The organism is Mangrovibacillus cuniculi (assembly GCF_015482585.1).
In the GTDB taxonomy this organism is placed as follows: domain Bacteria; phylum Bacillota; class Bacilli; order Bacillales; family R1DC41; genus Mangrovibacillus; species Mangrovibacillus cuniculi.
On the sequence record NZ_CP049742.1, the window covers coordinates 3,008,575 to 3,025,917 of the forward strand.

A 17,343-nucleotide genomic window follows, 5' to 3' on the forward strand; every position below is an offset into this window, starting at 1 on the left:
AAGTAGGTAATGATGTTGGCAAAATCCATACAAGAACTAATTGCGAAAGAATTATCACTTCCAGTAAACAAAGTAGCGACTGTACTTAACTTACTAGGGGAAGGGAATACAGTACCTTTTATTGCCCGCTATCGTAAAGAAATGACGGGTAGTATGGATGAAGTGCAAATTAAAGAAATCCAAGATCGTCACGCATACTTACAACAACTAGAGCAGCGAAAAGAAGAAGTAGTCCGCTTAATTGATGAGCAAGGCAAACTAACAGAAGAATTGCAAGCTTCGATCGTAGCAGCGACGAAACTTCAACAAGTAGAGGATCTATATCGTCCCTACAAACAAAAACGAAGAACAAAAGCAACGATTGCAAAAGAAAAAGGACTAGAGCCTTTAGCAGAAACGATCTTAACTCTTCCAGAACAAGGAACGTTAGAAGACTTAGCGAAGCCTTTCTTATCGGATGAACATGAATTACATACAGTAGAAGAAGTAGTAGAGCAAGCGGGATTTATTATCGCTGAGGTAGTGGCTGATGATCCGACGACTCGCCAGTGGATTCGTGATACCACGTTCCACAGAGGACAAATTGTTACACAAGTGAAGAATGAAGAAGCGGATGAGAAACGAGTATTCGAAATGTACTACGACTACTCAGAGCCGATCGTTAAACTTGTACCACATCGAACGTTAGCGATGAATCGCGGGGAAAAAGAAGACATTATCAAAGTATCGATACAAGTTTCAGAGGATATTATTGAAAGCTACTTAGAACGTAACTGGATTAAAAAGAAAGAGACGATTGCTAAGCAATACTTACTAGAAGTGTTTAAAGATGCTTACAAACGACTGATTCAACCAGCTGTTGAGCGTGAAATTCGTAGCTCCTTATCAGAAGTAGCAGAAGAACAAGCAATTCATATCTTCTCGGAGAACTTGCGAGGTCTTCTACTTCAGGCACCATTGAAAGGAAAAATGGTACTAGGAGTAGACCCTGCGTATCGTACTGGTTGTAAACTAGCGGTTGTTGATGAGATTGGTAAGTTGCTAGAAGTGGATGTGATCTACCCGCATGCGCCAAAAAACAAGCGTGAAGAAGCGAAGAAAAAGATTGTAGAGAAACTAAAAGGCTATAACGTAGAACTAATAGCAATAGGAAACGGAACAGCTTCGCGTGAAACAGAAGAGTTGATTGCGGAAATTTTAGAAGAATCCAAATTGCCTTCTGCGTACATTATTGTAAATGAAGCGGGAGCAAGTGTATATTCTGCTTCAGAACTAGCGCGTAAAGAATTCCCGGATCTGCAAGTAGAAGAGCGTAGTGCCGTTTCTATTGCAAGACGTATCCAAGACCCATTGGCAGAACTAGTGAAAATTGATCCGAAATCTGTGGGAGTAGGGCAATATCAACATGACGTTACGCAGAAGAAACTAAACGAATCGCTAACCTTCGTAGTAGAAACAGCCGTTAACAAAGTGGGAGTTAACGTGAACACAGCAAGCCCAGCTCTATTACAATATGTATCTGGCTTAAGCAAGACAGTTGCAGAGAATGTCGTGAAAATGCGTGAAGAGAACGGGAAGTTTACGGACCGCAAACAATTAAAGAAAATCCCGCGTCTAGGCGCGAAGACGTATGAGCAAGCCATCGGATTCTTGCGTATTATGGAAGGGAAAAACCCTTTAGATAACACAGGCATCCACCCGGAAAGCTACCAAGCGACAGAACAATTACTTAAAGAGCTTTCTATTAAAGTCACAGATTTAGGATCTCAAGATGTGGTGCGTAAATTAGAATCTATTTCCGTCAAAGAAATGGCAGAAACATTGGAGATTGGAGAACTTACTCTCCAAGATATTCTGGATGCATTAAAGAGGCCAGGAAGAGATCCGCGTGAAGACCTACCGAAACCACTTTTGAAAAAAGGAGTCATGACGCTAGAGCAACTATCTCCAGGGATGGAGCTACAAGGAACCATCCGAAACGTGGTAGACTTCGGTGCCTTCGTTGACGTTGGAGTGAAACAAGACGGTTTAGTGCACATTTCCAAGCTGAAAAAAGGATTTGTTAAGCATCCTTTAGACGTAGTATCTCTTGGGGATGTAGTAACGGTGTGGGTAGACTCCATCGATATACCAAAACAACGGTTAGCTTTGACGATGCTATCGCCGAAAGAATAATAAAGGAAAAGAACCTTATAGTGTAGAAAATCACTTTAAGGTCTTTTTCTTATGTGGAAATTACATCAAACGATTTGGGAACTTTTTCGTCAGGTTTTACGTATTAGTAAAAAAGACTGGAGGAATAAAAGATGTTATATGTTGTCTTAATTGTTTTATTAGGTGTAATGGTGCCTATTACACAAGAAGTAACTGCTCACTTTAGAAAGATGCAGCAGATAAAAGCTTCCATGCTAAAAGATGAACTAGAATTAGAGAAGTTAAAGTACGAAAATTACCTAGTAGAGACGGAGAAATTAAGATTGACTCTACAAGAAGCGCAAAGGAAAAATCATTTATTAGAAGATCCAGTTCTAAGGGATATGAAAGCAAAATAACAAGCGGAGATTAATAGTCCGTTTGTTTTTTTCTATATAGGAACCAACATTGGTTTAGTAGTTTTACCTTACTACTGTTCTTCTCTAGGTAAGCTTTTCGGATTTGATTCTGAAACCACGTCGGCATAGTAACCATATTCCTCACTCCTTACGCCTAATTTTTGATACTATATGTAGGGAACGCGAAAGAGGTTCTTTTATATAGGTTAGGGGAGAGTTATATGACAAATGAGGAACTTCAACAACTAGTAGAAGATCTATCCGTCACTTATTTTCACAAAAAATTTGTTCATCGAGCGTATTTCAATAGTCGCTTAAAAACGACGGGTGGCCGGTATCTGTTAAAATCACATAACATTGATATTAATCCTGGCTACATCCCTTTTAAGGAAGAACTTAAAGGGATTATTCTTCATGAGCTATGTCATTACCACCTTCATATAGAAGGAAGAGGATATAAACATGGAGATGAAGATTTTAAACGTCTTTTGAAGAGGGTAGGAGCTCCGCGTTTTTGTACCCCACTACAACCGAGGGCGAAACAAACAGTAAAATATATATACGAGTGCACAACTTGTCACATGCAATATCCGCGAAAAAGAAGGATGGACACAAAGAAATATGCTTGTGGTAAATGTAGAGGTAAATTAAAAGAAAGGCTTTCATAAAAGTTTTTCTTATATCCTGTTGACTTATAGTAATCCTGCTATTATAATCTAGTATGTCAATAAGACATCACATACTTATTCCGCAGTAGCTCAGTGGTAGAGCTATCGGCTGTTAACCGATCGGTCGCAGGTTCGAGTCCTGCCTGCGGAGCCATATGATGGGGAAGTACTCAAGTGGCTGAAGAGGCGCCCCTGCTAAGGGTGTAGGTCGGGTAACCGGCGCGAGGGTTCAAATCCCTCCTTCTCCGCCATACATACTTTGTGTTGTCTGGCCCGTTGGTCAAGCGGTTAAGACACCGCCCTTTCACGGCGGTAACACGGGTTCGAATCCCGTACGGGTCATTTTCTTCTATAATAATATATAACTTTTAACTTGGTCCCGTGGTGTAGCGGTTAACATGCCTGCCTGTCACGCAGGAGATCGCGGGTTCGATTCCCGTCGGGACCGCCATTTTGTTACATGAACAGTAATGACTCAGTAGTAGTCGCTAAATGTGACTCTAAACAAACTGAGTATCTTTTTTTGAAATAAGGGTTGCAATAGATTTTGAAACATGATAAGATATAATCCTTGTTGCAAAACATTGGGCTATAGCCAAGCGGTAAGGCAACGGACTTTGACTCCGTCATGCGTTGGTTCGAATCCAGCTAGCCCAGCCATTTACGAGCCATTAGCTCAGTTGGTAGAGCATCTGACTTTTAATCAGAGGGTCGAAGGTTCGAGTCCTTCATGGCTCACCATTTAATTTCATTATGCGGGTGTGGCGGAACTGGCAGACGCACTAGACTTAGGATCTAGCGCCGCAAGGCGTGGGGGTTCGACTCCCTTCACCCGCATAAGATTTTAAAAAAACTGCTAAAAAAACGCTTGACATTAACGCTGAAGTGAGTATAATAGTAAGAGTCGCTGAAGCGGTCGTGGCGGAACGGCAGACGCGCTAGGTTGAGGGCCTAGTGGGGGTTAACCCCGTGGAGGTTCAAGTCCTCTCGGCCGCACCAAACACATTTTAATTAAGCGCCCGTAGCTCAATTGGATAGAGCGTTTGACTACGGATCAAAAGGTTAGGGGTTCGACTCCTCTCGGGCGCGCCATACATATCGCGGGTGTAGTTTAATGGTAAAACCTCAGCCTTCCAAGCTGATGTCGTGAGTTCGATTCTCATCACCCGCTCCAATTATTATTGAACTTTGAAAACTAAACAAACCAAGTGCCAACGTTTAATTCAGTTGTTTCTAGGAAACAACAAAACAAGTTTTTTATGAGCTAATCAAACATCTATTGGAGAGTTTGATCCTGGCTCAGGACGAACGCTGGCGGCGTGCCTAATACATGCAAGTCGAGCGGACTTGTGGGAGCTTGCTCCCGCAAGTTAGCGGCGGACGGGTGAGTAACACGTGGGTAACCTGCCTGTAAGATTGGGATAACTCCGGGAAACCGGGGCTAATACCGAATAACATCATTTGTCGCATGACAGATGATTCAAAGGTGGCTTCGGCTATCACTTACAGATGGACCCGCGGCGCATTAGCTAGTTGGTGAGGTAACGGCTCACCAAGGCGACGATGCGTAGCCGACCTGAGAGGGTGATCGGCCACACTGGGACTGAGACACGGCCCAGACTCCTACGGGAGGCAGCAGTAGGGAATCTTCCGCAATGGACGAAAGTCTGACGGAGCAACGCCGCGTGAGTGAAGAAGGTTTTCGGATCGTAAAACTCTGTTGTTAGGGAAGAACAAGTACCGTTCGAATAGGGCGGTACCTTGACGGTACCTAACCAGAAAGCCACGGCTAACTACGTGCCAGCAGCCGCGGTAATACGTAGGTGGCAAGCGTTGTCCGGAATTATTGGGCGTAAAGCGCGCGCAGGTGGTTTCTTAAGTCTGATGTGAAAGCCCACGGCTCAACCGTGGAGGGTCATTGGAAACTGGGAAACTTGAGTGCAGAAGAGGAAAGTGGAATTCCACGTGTAGCGGTGAAATGCGTAGAGATGTGGAGGAACACCAGTGGCGAAGGCGACTTTCTGGTCTGTAACTGACACTGAGGCGCGAAAGCGTGGGGAGCAAACAGGATTAGATACCCTGGTAGTCCACGCCGTAAACGATGAGTGCTAAGTGTTGGAGGGTTTCCGCCCTTCAGTGCTGCAGCTAACGCATTAAGCACTCCGCCTGGGGAGTACGGTCGCAAGACTGAAACTCAAAGGAATTGACGGGGGCCCGCACAAGCGGTGGAGCATGTGGTTTAATTCGAAGCAACGCGAAGAACCTTACCAGCTCTTGACATCCTCTGACAACCCTAGAGATAGGGCGTTCCCCTTCGGGGGACAGAGTGACAGGTGGTGCATGGTTGTCGTCAGCTCGTGTCGTGAGATGTTGGGTTAAGTCCCGCAACGAGCGCAACCCTTGATCTTAGTTGCCATCATTTAGTTGGGCACTCTAAGGTGACTGCCGGTGACAAACCGGAGGAAGGTGGGGATGACGTCAAATCATCATGCCCCTTATGAGCTGGGCTACACACGTGCTACAATGGACGGTACAAAGGGCTGCAAGACCGCGAGGTTAAGCCAATCCCATAAAACCGTTCTCAGTTCGGATTGTAGGCTGCAACTCGCCTACATGAAGCTGGAATCGCTAGTAATCGCGGATCAGCATGCCGCGGTGAATACGTTCCCGGGCCTTGTACACACCGCCCGTCACACCACGAGAGTTTGTAACACCCGAAGTCGGTGGGGTAACCTTTTGGAGCCAGCCGCCTAAGGTGGGACAGATGATTGGGGTGAAGTCGTAACAAGGTAGCCGTATCGGAAGGTGCGGCTGGATCACCTCCTTTCTAAGGATATATTACGGAACAGTACTTCTTCGGAAGTACTGACGTTCGGCACATACATTGGTTTGTTTAGTTTTGATGGTTCAATCCATCAAAACTTTTGTTCTTTGAAAACTAAATACTGTAAGACACCAAAGCAATTAAAACCGAGAATCGCCATCTTAAGATTTCTTTCCATTATGGTAAGAAAAAAATATAGCATTATTAACGGTTAAGTTAATAAGGGCGCACGGTGGATGCCTTGGCACTAGGAGCCGATGAAGGACGTCACTAACAACGATATGCTTCGGGGAGCTGTAAGTAAGCTTTGATCCGGAGATTTCCGAATGGGGAAACCCACTGTTCGTAATGGAACAGTATCCTTCTCTGAATACATAGGAGTTGGAAGGCAGACCCGGGGAACTGAAACATCTAAGTACCCGGAGGAAGAGAAAGCAAACGCGATTCCCTTAGTAGCGGCGAGCGAAACGGGAACAGCCCAAACCAAGAGGCTTGCCTCTTGGGGTTGTAGGACACTCTATACGGAGTTACAAAAGAACGAGGTAGATGAAGCGACCTGGAAAGGTCCGCAAGAGAAGGTAAAAGCCCTGTAGTCGAAATCTTGTTCTCTCCTGAGTGGATCCTGAGTACGGCGGAACACGTGAAATTCCGTCGGAATCCGGGAGGACCATCTCCCAAGGCTAAATACTCCCTAGTGACCGATAGTGAACCAGTACCGTGAGGGAAAGGTGAAAAGCACCCCGGAAGGGGAGTGAAATAGATCCTGAAACCGTGTGCCTACAAGTAGTTAGAGCCCGTTAATGGGTGATAGCGTGCCTTTTGTAGAATGAACCGGCGAGTTACGATTTCATGCAAGGTTAAGTTTTAGAAGACGGAGCCGCAGCGAAAGCGAGTCTGAATAGGGCGAATGAGTATGAGGTCGTAGACCCGAAACCAGGTGATCTACCCATGTCCAGGGTGAAGTTCAGGTAACACTGAATGGAGGCCCGAACCCACGCACGTTGAAAAGTGCGGGGATGAGGTGTGGGTAGCGGAGAAATTCCAATCGAACTTGGAGATAGCTGGTTCTCTCCGAAATAGCTTTAGGGCTAGCCTCACGTTGTAAGAGTCTTGGAGGTAGAGCACTGTTTGGACTAGGGGCCCCATCGGGTTACCGAATTCAGACAAACTCCGAATGCCAATGACTTATCCGTGGGAGTCAGACTGCGAGTGATAAGATCCGTAGTCGAAAGGGAAACAGCCCAGACCACCAGCTAAGGTCCCAAAGTATACGTTAAGTGGAAAAGGATGTGGAGTTGCTTAGACAACCAGGATGTTGGCTTAGAAGCAGCCACCATTTAAAGAGTGCGTAATAGCTCACTGGTCGAGTGACTCTGCGCCGAAAATGTACCGGGGCTAAACGTATCACCGAAGCTGTGGATTCACACCGTTGGTGTGAGTGGTAGGAGAGCGTTCTAAGTGCGTCGAAGCTAGACCGGAAGGACTGGTGGAGCGCTTAGAAGTGAGAATGCCGGTATGAGTAGCGAAAGAAGGGTGAGAATCCCTTCCACCGAATGCCTAAGGTTTCCTGAGGAAGGCTCGTCCGCTCAGGGTTAGTCGGGACCTAAGCCGAGGCCGAATGGCGTAGGCGATGGACAACAGGTTGATATTCCTGTACCACCTCTCTTCCGTTTGAGCAATGGGGGGACGCAGGAGGATAGGGTATGCGCACTGCTGGATATGTGCGCTCAAGCAGTAAGACTGGTAACGAGGCAAATCCCGTTACCGTAAGGTCAAGCTGTGATGACGAGGGAATTATAGTACCGAAGTACCTTATTTCACACTGCCAAGAAAAGCCTCTAGCGAGGAAGAAGGTGCCCGTACCGCAAACCGACACAGGTAGGCGAGGAGAGAATCCTAAGGTGTGCGAGAGAACTCTCGTTAAGGAACTCGGCAAAATGACCCCGTAACTTCGGGAGAAGGGGTGCTCTGATAGGGTGAAAGCCCGAGAGAGCCGCAGTGAATAGGCCCAGGCGACTGTTTAGCAAAAACACAGGTCTCTGCGAAGCCGCAAGGCGAAGTATAGGGGCTGACGCCTGCCCGGTGCTGGAAGGTTAAGGAGAGGGGTTAGCTCACGCGAAGCTCTGAACCGAAGCCCCAGTAAACGGCGGCCGTAACTATAACGGTCCTAAGGTAGCGAAATTCCTTGTCGGGTAAGTTCCGACCCGCACGAAAGGCGTAACGATCTGGGCACTGTCTCAACGAGAGACTCGGTGAAATTATAGTACCTGTGAAGATGCAGGTTACCCGCGACAGGACGGAAAGACCCCGTGGAGCTTTACTGCAACCTGATATTGAATTTTGGTACAGCTTGTACAGGATAGGTAGGAGCCTTGGAAGCCGGAGCGCCAGCTTCGGTGGAGGCATTGGTGGGATACTACCCTGGCTGTATTGAACTTCTAACCCGCGCCCCTTATCGGGGTGGGAGACAGTGTCAGGTGGGCAGTTTGACTGGGGCGGTCGCCTCCTAAAAGGTAACGGAGGCGCCCAAAGGTTCCCTCAGAATGGTTGGAAATCATTCGTAGAGTGTAAAGGCACAAGGGAGCTTGACTGCGAGACCTACAAGTCGAGCAGGGACGAAAGTCGGGCTTAGTGATCCGGTGGTTCCGCATGGAAGGGCCATCGCTCAACGGATAAAAGCTACCCCGGGGATAACAGGCTTATCTCCCCCAAGAGTCCACATCGACGGGGAGGTTTGGCACCTCGATGTCGGCTCATCGCATCCTGGGGCTGTAGTCGGTCCCAAGGGTTGGGCTGTTCGCCCATTAAAGCGGTACGCGAGCTGGGTTCAGAACGTCGTGAGACAGTTCGGTCCCTATCCGTCGTGGGCGTAGGAAATTTGAGAGGAGCTGTCCTTAGTACGAGAGGACCGGGATGGACGCACCGCTGGTGTACCAGTTGTCTTGCCAAAGGCATCGCTGGGTAGCTATGTGCGGAAGGGATAAGTGCTGAAAGCATCTAAGCATGAAGCCCCCCTCAAGATGAGATTTCCCATTCGTAAGAAGTAAGATCCCTGAAAGATGATCAGGTAGATAGGTTCGAGGTGGAAGCATGGCGACATGTGGAGCTGACGAATACTAATCGATCGAGGACTTAACCAAGTCAAACTTGGTGATTCTCGGCAATACGCTTTGGTGGCGCGCAGTATTTAGTTTTGAAAGAACAACGTTCTTTTACATGTACATAGTCTGGTGGCGATAGCGAGAAGGTCACACCCGTTCCCATCCCGAACACGGCAGTTAAGCTTCTCAGCGCCAATGGTAGTTGGGGGTTCTCCCCCTGTGAGAGTAGGACGTCGCCAGGCGATTATTTTTTTCTAGTCAGCTGTAACAAATAGGATGTTTAGGCATATTATGGGTTATGTGTTAATGGAAAAAATTATTTATATTATTATTATCGCGGGGTGGAGCAGCTAGGTAGCTCGTCGGGCTCATAACCCGAAGGTCGTAGGTTCAAATCCTACCCCCGCAATACCAATTGAAGGTCCCGTGGTGTAGCGGTTAACATGCCTGCCTGTCACGCAGGAGATCGCGGGTTCGATTCCCGTCGGGACCGCCATATTTAACTACTCAGGAAGCGTAAAGGTTCCTTTTTTTTATGCCAAGAATTCTAAACCCTTTAGGACCCGTCCTAGAGGGTTTTCTTATTTATTTGTTTGTTTGTTACGTGAAGTAACCACTCATCGTTGTAATAACACTTACATTCTAAGTAATGTAGAGAGTGCTTGATATAGTTTATTAGATAAACAAACGTTATGATGGGGGTTTTATACTGGAAAAATACAAAGCGACCAATCTTTTGGGAGAAGTGACCGAACTATTAGGGAATGCGACCAACTATTGAAGAAAGCGACCGAACTTTGATCAAAGCGACCGGATTATTGAGAAAGCGACCAAACTTACGGGGAAGCGACCAACATTTTTAAAAAGCGACCAAACATTGGCCGTTTTATTAAAAAGTGAGCAGAAGTCGGAGGAAGTGCCCGAATCACCATGAAAAGTGAGCAGAAGTCGGAGAAAGTGCCCGGATCTCCATGAAAAGTGAGCAGAAGTCGGAGAAAGTGCCCGGATCTCCATGAAAAGTGAGCAGAAGTCAGAAAAAGTGTCCGGATTGCTACCAAAAGTAAGCAAAACTCCAAAAAAAGTGACCAGAATCATTTAAAATGTTTGCAGACAACACTCAAACTACACCACTCAACATCCAGGCTAAACATAATTTTGGTCTTTTCGGCTATTCCATGTACAATAGAATTATTGCTATAAACACAATCTACTTAAATATATACATTACATAACATCATGGAGGTGTAGACACGAAATGAAGGAATGGACAACCACTACCCCAGAAGAAACGACTCAGTTGGCACAAGATATTGCCACTCATTTGTCGCCTGGAACAGTTCTCTTACTTGAAGGAGACTTAGGTGCTGGGAAAACAACTTTTACGAAAGGTGTAGCGAAGGCACTTAACATAAAACGTACCGTTAGCAGTCCTACGTTTACAATTATTAAAGAATATAAAGGCACGATGCCTCTTTACCATATGGATGTATATCGACTTGGCGAGAGTGAAGAGGATCTTGGATTTGAGGAATACTTCTATGGAGAAGGTGTTACGCTCGTTGAATGGGCTCATTTAATTCAAGATCAACTTCCAGAGCAGTACGGTGTCTTGAGAATAGAGCGAATTGGTGATGAGGTACGAAAAATAACCTATACACCAGTTGGGGATAAGTACGAGAAGTTAGAGAAAGTATTGGAGGAGTCATTGTGATTACTTTAGCTATAGATACGTCTCACTACCCGTTAAGCGTTGCGCTTGTTAGTGAGACTGAGTTTATTGGTGAACGTACGATTCATGTGAAAAAGAATCACAGTGTCCGCGTGATGCCAACGATTGAAGAATTTTTGAAAGAATGTGAAGTAACGCAGGATCAAATAAGTAGAGTAGCCGTTGCCAAAGGACCAGGTTCTTATACCGGTCTTCGCATTGGTGTTACCATTGCTAAAACGTTAGCGTGGTCTTGGAATGTCCCGCTAGTAGGAGTATCTAGCTTGCTTTCTATTTGTGGCAATGCTCGCTTCTATCCAGAATTAGTTTGTCCAATCTTTGATGCAAGACGAGGTTTAGTCTATACAGGTCTTTACTCATTTACGGACGGGCAACCAAAAACAATGAAGGAAGATACAAATATTCTCCTAACAGACTGGTTAGAAGAATTATCTACTCTTCAAAAGAACATTCTTTTTGTAGGCAATGATCTCGTTACTTTTAAACAAGAAATAACAAACGTACTTGGGGATAGAGCACAATTTGTCTCAAACACAGCTAGCATGCCATCAGCTGCTTGGATTGCAGAGGTTGCACAATCACTACGAGCGGAAGACGTCCATACATTCGAGCCGTCCTATGTGAGACTTGCTGAGGCGGAGGCAAAATGGCAAGAAGAACAGGAGAAGAGCAATGGTCAGTAATACGATGGTCATTCGTTCAATGGATGTAGATGATTTAGACGCAGTGATGCCGATTGAGGTGGAGTGCTTTTCGGTTCCTTGGACAAGGGAAGCTTATGTGCAGGAGTTAACGAATAATCGGTTTGCCCGTTATTTTGTATTAGAGTTTGAGGATAAAATTGTTGGATACGGCGGAATGTGGATTGTGCTCGATGAAGTGCACATCACTAATATTGCGGTATCTCCTGCTTTTCAAGGCAAAAAACTTGGAGAAGCCATTCTTGCTTATATGATGGATGTGGCAAAGTCGGTTAAGGCGATGACTATGACATTAGAAGTTCGAGTGAGCAACAAGCCTGCACAAGGATTATACCGAAAGCTAGGTTTTCAAGATGGTGGGATTCGTAAACAGTACTACACAGATAATCAAGAAGATGCTTTAGTAATGTGGGTGAAATTATGACAAAAGATGTGTTGATACTAGGAATAGAGACGAGCTGTGACGAGACTGCTGCAGCGGTTGTGAAGAATGGTAAAGAGATGCTTTCTAATGTTGTGGCTAGTCAAATCGAAAGTCATAAACGTTTTGGCGGCGTTGTACCAGAAATCGCTTCTCGACATCATGTGGAAGTAATGACGTTAGTGGTGGAAGAGGCGCTGGAGAAAGCCAATGTAACGATGGAAGAGATTGATGCGATTGCCGTGACGGAAGGACCAGGATTAGTTGGGGCATTGTTAGTAGGAGTTAATGCGGCTAAAGCATTGGCTTTTGCTTTCCAAAAACCATTGGTGAATGTGCATCATATTGCTGGCCATATTTATGCGAACGCTTTTGTGAAACCTCTGCAATTTCCACTGTTATCCCTGGTTGTTTCCGGCGGTCATACAGAACTGGTGTATATGCCGGAAGATGGCGTGTTTGAAGTCATTGGAGAAACGCGCGATGACGCGGCTGGGGAAGCGTATGATAAAGTAGCACGTATTTTATCATTACCGTATCCAGGCGGTCCACATATTGATCGCATGGCGGCGAATGGAGAAGATACGTACAAATTGCCGAGAGTTTGGTTGGAGGAAGATTCGTATGACTTTAGTTTTAGTGGCTTAAAGTCTGCCGTGATAAACCTATCTCATAATATGGCGCAGCGCGGAGAAGAGATTCAACCAGAGAACTTAGCTGCTAGCTTCCAAGCAAGTGTGGTCGAGGTGTTAGTCGGCAAAACAAAGCGAGCTGTGGAAGAGTTGGGAGTAAAGCAACTAGTTTTAGCTGGTGGAGTTGCGGCTAATAGAGGTTTACGCCAAGCGATAGAAGATACATTTGTGGATAACGAACAATTAGATGTGGTTATCCCACCGTTATCCCTATGTACCGACAATGCTGCAATGATTGCTGCAGCCGGAACGGTACTTTATCAACAGGGCAAACGAGGTAAAATGGATATGAATGCACATCCGAACTTGGATTTAGAACAATTTTGAGTGGATAGTGTGTGTAACATTGTGGAGAAATACGGTTATCCACATGTGAATAAGTGCTGCACGTGAGGGAGACTTGGCGTGTGGCTTTTTTTGTTGATAAGTTTTGGGGTAGACGGTTGTTAATAGGGGGAGTAGAAGCAGAAAGAAGACCGTCAGCACGAGGAGACGGTCGTCAAAAGTAGAGTAGAAGTAAAAAGTGAACCGTCAGAGCAAGGAGCCGGTCGTGAAAATAGGTGAGGAAGCCAAAAGAAGACCGTCAGCGCGAGAAGAGGATCGTAAAAAGTAGGGTGGAAGCCAAAAGAAGACCGTCAGCGCAAGAAGAGAGTCGTCAAAAATAGAATGGAAGCGAATAGAGAACCGTCTACAGCGTGAGAAGGTCATCAAAATAATAGTTAAAGCAAAAAGTGAACCGTCAGAGCAAGGAGCCGGTCGTCAAAATTAGAGTAGAAGCAAAAAAAGAACCGCCATCCCCATAAAAAAACCACCCAAAGAATCCCTTGGGTGGCCACACTTTATTCATTCAACAAAACCCACTCATCCATTGCCGCCTCAAGCTTACCCTTTGACTCGTCGATCGCTGCTTGGTGCTCCGCTGACTTTTCATAATCTTGATATACTGCCGGATCACACAATGCTTCCTCGTGCTCCGCAATGGTTTCTTCTAAGCTAGCAATCGTTTCTTCTAACTCTTCTAACTTCCTCAAACGCTGACGCTCTTTCTTCTTTTCTTCCTTATCCGCATAGAAAGAGTTCTTCGCAGTTGGCGCAGCAGCAACTACCGCAGCTGAATTTTTCTCTTCTTCCAATCGCTTCAGTGCCGCGAGTTCCGCTTGCTCTTCTTTCTTCTCGACATAATACGTGTAGTCGCCGAGGAAATTCTCAGCGCCTGAAGAACTCAACTCCACAACGCGCGTTGCAATACGATTAATGAAGTAACGGTCATGCGACACAAACAGAATCGTCCCTTCAAAGTCGATCAGCGCATTTTCCAAAATTTCTTTACTATCCAAGTCCAAGTGGTTGGTAGGCTCGTCCAGCAACAGAACGTTAGCGCGGAGAAGCATCAGCTTCGCCAGCGCCACACGTGCTTTCTCTCCACCACTCAACGTCGAAACAGGTTTCAACACATCATCGCCCGAGAATAAAAAGTTCCCAAGCACCGTACGAATCTCTTTTTCCGTATGCGTTGGATAGTCATCCCAAAGCTCTTGCAACACACTTTTATTGGAATGTAGCTTTTGCTGCTCTTGATCGTAGTATCCAATTACCACATGACTACCATAGCGGAAAGATCCGTCAATAGCCGGTAATTCCTTTAACAACGTCTTGAGAAGAGTAGACTTTCCGATACCATTCGGACCCACGAGGGCAATGCTATCTCCTTTGTTCACCGAAAAATGAATGTCTTTGGAAAGCGGCTGATCATATCCAATCGCCAAACCTTCCACACTCAACACATCATTCCCAGTCGGACGGTCAAAGGAAAAGCCAAAAGAAGCGGACTTCTCATCACCATCTGGGCGATCCAATCGATCCATTCGCTGCAACTTATTACGTCGACTTTGTGCTTGCTTTGTCGTAGAGGCACGCGCTAGGTTTCGCTGAACGAAATCTTCTAGTCGCGCAATCTCTTCTTGCTGGCGCTCGTACATTTTCATCTCGCGCTCGTAATCTAGCGCTTTTTGCTCTAAGTACTTAGAATAGTTCCCTACAAATCGCTTCGACTTCATGCGAGATAGCTCCACCACTTGGGTTACTACTTTATCTAAGAAATAACGGTCATGGGAAACAAGTAAAATCGCACCATCGTAGGATTGTAAGTATGTTTCCAACCATGCTAACGTTTCTATGTCTAGATGGTTGGTAGGCTCATCCAGTATTAAAATGTCTGGCTTTTGTAAAAGCAGTCGTGCGAGTGCTAGTCGCGTCTTTTGACCACCGCTTAATGTCGCAATCGATGTATCGTAATCCATCTCGCTAAAACGCATTCCGTGAAGAACCGAACGAATGTCTGCTTCATATTGGTAGCCACCGCTGTCTTTAAACGTTACTTGGAGATGGTCGTACTCTTTCAACAACTTGTCGTATTGCTCCTGATCTTCATAAATAGAAGGATCTGCCATGCGTTGTTCCAGTGTACGAAGCTGCGATTCCATTTGACGAAGGGAGTCAAAGACTTTCAGCATTTCTTCCCAGATAGACTGAGACGACTCTAGACCAGTATCCTGCGCCAGGTAGCCAATCTCCACATCTTTTGGTTTCATAATTTCGCCTTCATCGTACGACATGGAGCCTGCAATCATTTTTAGTAGAGTGGATTTACCAGCACCGTTTCGACCGACTAAGCCGATGCGATCTCTTGTTTGTACTTCTAATTTTATATTGGTTAATACGGGTTCAGCCCCGAAATATTTAGATAGATTTTGGACTTGTAACAATATCATGATTTTCACCTCAACTACTCTAGTTTATCGCAGCAACGGTTCTTCGGCAATCTTCTCCACATTGTGTGAGATTTCACAGACATTTTTTATAAAATAGTGTATGATAGAAAGCGAGGCTATTTTAACTTGTAGTTTTGGAAGCGCTATCAGTTTGACTTGACGAATTTTGGGGGGAATTCCAATGCAAGATCAACCGAAAATACCACAGGCAACGGCGAAACGATTGCCATTATATTATCGATTCTTAAAAAATCTTCATGCATCGGGAAAACAACGCGTGTCTTCAGCGGAGTTAAGTGAAGCGGTGAAAGTCGATTCCGCAACGATCAGAAGAGATTTCTCTTACTTTGGGGCGTTAGGAAAAAAAGGTTATGGCTATAACGTTCACTATCTAATAACATTTTTCCGAAAAACACTGGACCAAGACGAACTAACGAAGGTTGCGTTAATTGGTGTCGGTAACTTAGGAACTGCTTTTCTTCATTATAACTTCTTAAAGAATAATAATACAAAGATTGAGATGGCGTTTGATGTGTCGAATGAGAAAGTGGGTTCAGAGATTGGAGACGTGCCGGTTTATCATATGGATGAACTAGAGCGTTTTTTAGAGGTAGAGGACATCCAGGTAGCGATCTTAACGGTGCCTGCGCCGGTTGCTCAGAGTATCACGGATCGACTTGTTAGTTCAGATATTAAAGGAATCTTAAATTTCACACCTGCTCGTTTAAACGTGCCGTCACATATCCGTGTGCACCACATTGACTTAGCCGTAGAGTTACAAACACTTGTGTATTTCTTAAAGCATTACGGAGCAGCAGAGGAAATTCAGATTTAACTACTTTTCTAGCAATCATAGCCATATTATTGAAATTCCGTTATGATGGACATAAGGAGGTGCGGATGCATCATGCCAGGAGCAGCTAGTTTAATTATTATCTTAATCGTAGCCCTTTTAATTTTCGGACCGAAAAAGTTACCGGAGCTTGGAAGAGCTTTCGGAAGTACGTTAAAAGAATTTAAACACGCAACAAAAGGTCTTGCAGATGACGATGAACCATCTTCCAAGGCGAAAGAAACACAAGCAAATTCAACGAGTGAACGTTAATAGAGTAGGATGATTAGCATGAGTCACGAACAAATGACGGTGATGGAGCATTTGGACGAGCTACGAAAGCGTCTGTTTGGCGTTGCAATCTTTTTTGTTGTTGCGCTAATCGGAAGCTTTTTTATAGCGCCGACCTTCATTACATATTTACAACAATCACCTGAAGCGAGTGCCTTAACGTTAAATGCTTTTCGGATGACCGATCCGTTTAAAGTGTATATTCAGATGACCATCTTTCTTGCTTGTGTGGTCACAGCTCCACTTATTCTGTTTCAACTTTGGGCATTTATTTCACCAGGTTTATATGAGAAAGAACGACGGGTAACCCTTAGTTATATTCCGATGTCTGTTCTGTTATTTTTAGGCGGATTATCGTTTTCGTACTTCGTTTTGTTTCCCTTTGTTGTCGATTTTATGATGACGCTATCTGGGAATATGGAAGTGCAAACAACAATAGGAATTAACGAATACTTTTCGTTTTTATTTCAACTAACGTTGCCATTTGGCTTCTTATTTCAACTTCCTATCGTTATGTTATTTTTAACAAGACTAGGGATTGTGACACCGATGTTTTTAGCGAGCATACGTAAATACGCGTATTTTACATTGCTCGTGATAGCAGCGTTTATTACGCCGCCAGACATCATGTCTCACATACTAGTGACATTACCACTGTGTGTGTTGTACGAAATTAGTATTGTGATTAGTAGATTTGGATATAAGAAAGCCATGGAAGCGGAGCAACAACAAGAATTAGAACAAAAAAGTGACCTGTAACA

Annotated in this window: 12 protein-coding genes, 12 tRNA genes and 3 rRNA genes; 25 read left to right on the forward strand and 2 right to left on the reverse strand. The window is 45.0% G+C overall.

The features are described from left to right. The first annotated feature begins 9 nt into the window (after positions 1 to 9). Together G8O30_RS15305 and G8O30_RS15310 are read left to right on the forward strand one after the other, a co-directional pair. Positions 10 to 2,175 (forward strand): Tex family protein, encoded by a 2,166-nt coding sequence (locus tag G8O30_RS15305; protein ID WP_239672882.1) that lies wholly within the window; start codon positions 10 to 12, stop codon positions 2,173 to 2,175. A gap of 131 nt (positions 2,176 to 2,306) precedes the next feature. Continuing rightward, on the forward strand, positions 2,307 to 2,552 hold the full coding sequence (locus G8O30_RS15310; protein WP_239672883.1) for a hypothetical protein: 246 nt from the start codon (positions 2,307 to 2,309) through the stop codon (positions 2,550 to 2,552). Between the two features lie 10 nt (positions 2,553 to 2,562). Here the strand turns inward: G8O30_RS15310 and cmpA are convergent, their stop codons facing one another. Next, positions 2,563 to 2,679 carry a cortex morphogenetic protein CmpA gene (cmpA, locus tag G8O30_RS15315; RefSeq protein WP_239674579.1) on the reverse strand — a complete coding sequence of 39 codons (117 nt, stop codon included), beginning with the start codon at positions 2,677 to 2,679 and terminating at the stop codon, positions 2,563 to 2,565. Between the two features lie 94 nt (positions 2,680 to 2,773). On the opposite strand from cmpA, the gene G8O30_RS15320 reads away from it, so the two are divergent. From G8O30_RS15320 to tsaD, 20 genes are all read left to right on the forward strand, one after another. After that, complete coding sequence (locus G8O30_RS15320; RefSeq protein ID WP_239672884.1) at positions 2,774 to 3,220, forward strand: SprT family protein; 447 nt, start codon at positions 2,774 to 2,776, stop codon at positions 3,218 to 3,220. 79 nt (positions 3,221 to 3,299) lie between these two features. Beyond that, positions 3,300 to 3,374: transfer RNA gene (locus G8O30_RS15325), tRNA-Asn, on the forward strand. Between the two features lie 6 nt (positions 3,375 to 3,380). Further along, positions 3,381 to 3,471: transfer RNA gene (locus tag G8O30_RS15330), tRNA-Ser, on the forward strand. A 19-nt stretch (positions 3,472 to 3,490) separates the two neighbouring features. Further along, positions 3,491 to 3,562: transfer RNA gene (locus G8O30_RS15335), tRNA-Glu, on the forward strand. Between the two features lie 33 nt (positions 3,563 to 3,595). Next, positions 3,596 to 3,671 (forward strand) — tRNA-Asp (locus G8O30_RS15340). A gap of 134 nt (positions 3,672 to 3,805) precedes the next feature. Next, positions 3,806 to 3,880 (forward strand) — tRNA-Gln (locus G8O30_RS15345). Positions 3,881 to 3,885: 5 nt separating this feature from the next. Next, a tRNA-Lys gene (locus G8O30_RS15350) sits at positions 3,886 to 3,961 on the forward strand. Between the two features lie 14 nt (positions 3,962 to 3,975). Beyond that, positions 3,976 to 4,057, forward strand: a tRNA-Leu gene (locus G8O30_RS15355). A gap of 75 nt (positions 4,058 to 4,132) precedes the next feature. Next, positions 4,133 to 4,219: transfer RNA gene (locus G8O30_RS15360), tRNA-Leu, on the forward strand. 16 nt (positions 4,220 to 4,235) lie between these two features. Continuing rightward, positions 4,236 to 4,312 (forward strand) — tRNA-Arg (locus G8O30_RS15365). Positions 4,313 to 4,320: 8 nt separating this feature from the next. Then, positions 4,321 to 4,394: transfer RNA gene (locus tag G8O30_RS15370), tRNA-Gly, on the forward strand. Between the two features lie 102 nt (positions 4,395 to 4,496). After that, a 16S ribosomal RNA gene (locus G8O30_RS15375) occupies positions 4,497 to 6,047 on the forward strand. Between the two features lie 206 nt (positions 6,048 to 6,253). Then, positions 6,254 to 9,184 (forward strand): 23S ribosomal RNA (locus G8O30_RS15380). An 86-nt stretch (positions 9,185 to 9,270) separates the two neighbouring features. Further along, positions 9,271 to 9,387 (forward strand): 5S ribosomal RNA (gene rrf, locus G8O30_RS15385). The 16S, 23S and 5S rRNA genes sit together here with 12 tRNA genes alongside, the layout of an rRNA operon. Before the next feature lie 93 nt (positions 9,388 to 9,480). Next, positions 9,481 to 9,554, forward strand: a tRNA-Met gene (locus G8O30_RS15390). A gap of 11 nt (positions 9,555 to 9,565) precedes the next feature. Then, positions 9,566 to 9,641, forward strand: a tRNA-Asp gene (locus tag G8O30_RS15395). A gap of 759 nt (positions 9,642 to 10,400) precedes the next feature. Continuing rightward, entirely contained in the window at positions 10,401 to 10,856 is a 456-nt protein-coding gene (gene tsaE, locus G8O30_RS15400) for a tRNA (adenosine(37)-N6)-threonylcarbamoyltransferase complex ATPase subunit type 1 TsaE (RefSeq protein WP_239672885.1), read from the forward strand. After that, on the forward strand, positions 10,853 to 11,557 hold the full coding sequence (tsaB, locus tag G8O30_RS15405) for a tRNA (adenosine(37)-N6)-threonylcarbamoyltransferase complex dimerization subunit type 1 TsaB (RefSeq protein WP_239672886.1): 705 nt from the start codon (positions 10,853 to 10,855) through the stop codon (positions 11,555 to 11,557). Before tsaE ends, tsaB begins: the two co-directional genes overlap by 4 nt. Then, positions 11,547 to 11,999, forward strand: a complete 453-nt coding sequence (gene rimI / locus G8O30_RS15410; RefSeq protein WP_239672887.1) for a ribosomal protein S18-alanine N-acetyltransferase — start codon at positions 11,547 to 11,549, stop codon at positions 11,997 to 11,999. The genes tsaB and rimI overlap by 11 nt, the downstream gene beginning before the upstream one ends. Beyond that, positions 11,996 to 13,015: a tRNA (adenosine(37)-N6)-threonylcarbamoyltransferase complex transferase subunit TsaD gene (gene tsaD / locus G8O30_RS15415; protein ID WP_239672888.1), complete on the forward strand. Its 1,020-nt coding sequence runs from the start codon at positions 11,996 to 11,998 to the stop codon at positions 13,013 to 13,015. The genes rimI and tsaD overlap by 4 nt, the downstream gene beginning before the upstream one ends. A gap of 512 nt (positions 13,016 to 13,527) precedes the next feature. On the opposite strand, the gene G8O30_RS15420 is transcribed toward tsaD, so the two are convergent. Further along, entirely contained in the window at positions 13,528 to 15,459 is a 1,932-nt protein-coding gene (locus G8O30_RS15420) for an ABC-F family ATP-binding cassette domain-containing protein (protein WP_239672889.1), read from the reverse strand. A gap of 181 nt (positions 15,460 to 15,640) precedes the next feature. On the opposite strand from G8O30_RS15420, the gene G8O30_RS15425 reads away from it, so the two are divergent. The 3 genes from G8O30_RS15425 (at position 15,641) to tatC (ending at position 17,341) form a co-directional block, all read left to right on the forward strand. Then, positions 15,641 to 16,294, forward strand: a complete 654-nt coding sequence (locus tag G8O30_RS15425) for a redox-sensing transcriptional repressor Rex (RefSeq protein WP_239672890.1) — start codon at positions 15,641 to 15,643, stop codon at positions 16,292 to 16,294. A 72-nt stretch (positions 16,295 to 16,366) separates the two neighbouring features. After that, a complete protein-coding gene (locus tag G8O30_RS15430; RefSeq protein ID WP_239672891.1) occupies positions 16,367 to 16,564 on the forward strand; it encodes a twin-arginine translocase TatA/TatE family subunit in 198 nt (65 codons plus the stop codon). Between the two features lie 18 nt (positions 16,565 to 16,582). Continuing rightward, entirely contained in the window at positions 16,583 to 17,341 is a 759-nt protein-coding gene (gene tatC, locus G8O30_RS15435) for a twin-arginine translocase subunit TatC (protein WP_239672892.1), read from the forward strand. Positions 17,342 to 17,343 lie beyond the last annotated feature (2 nt).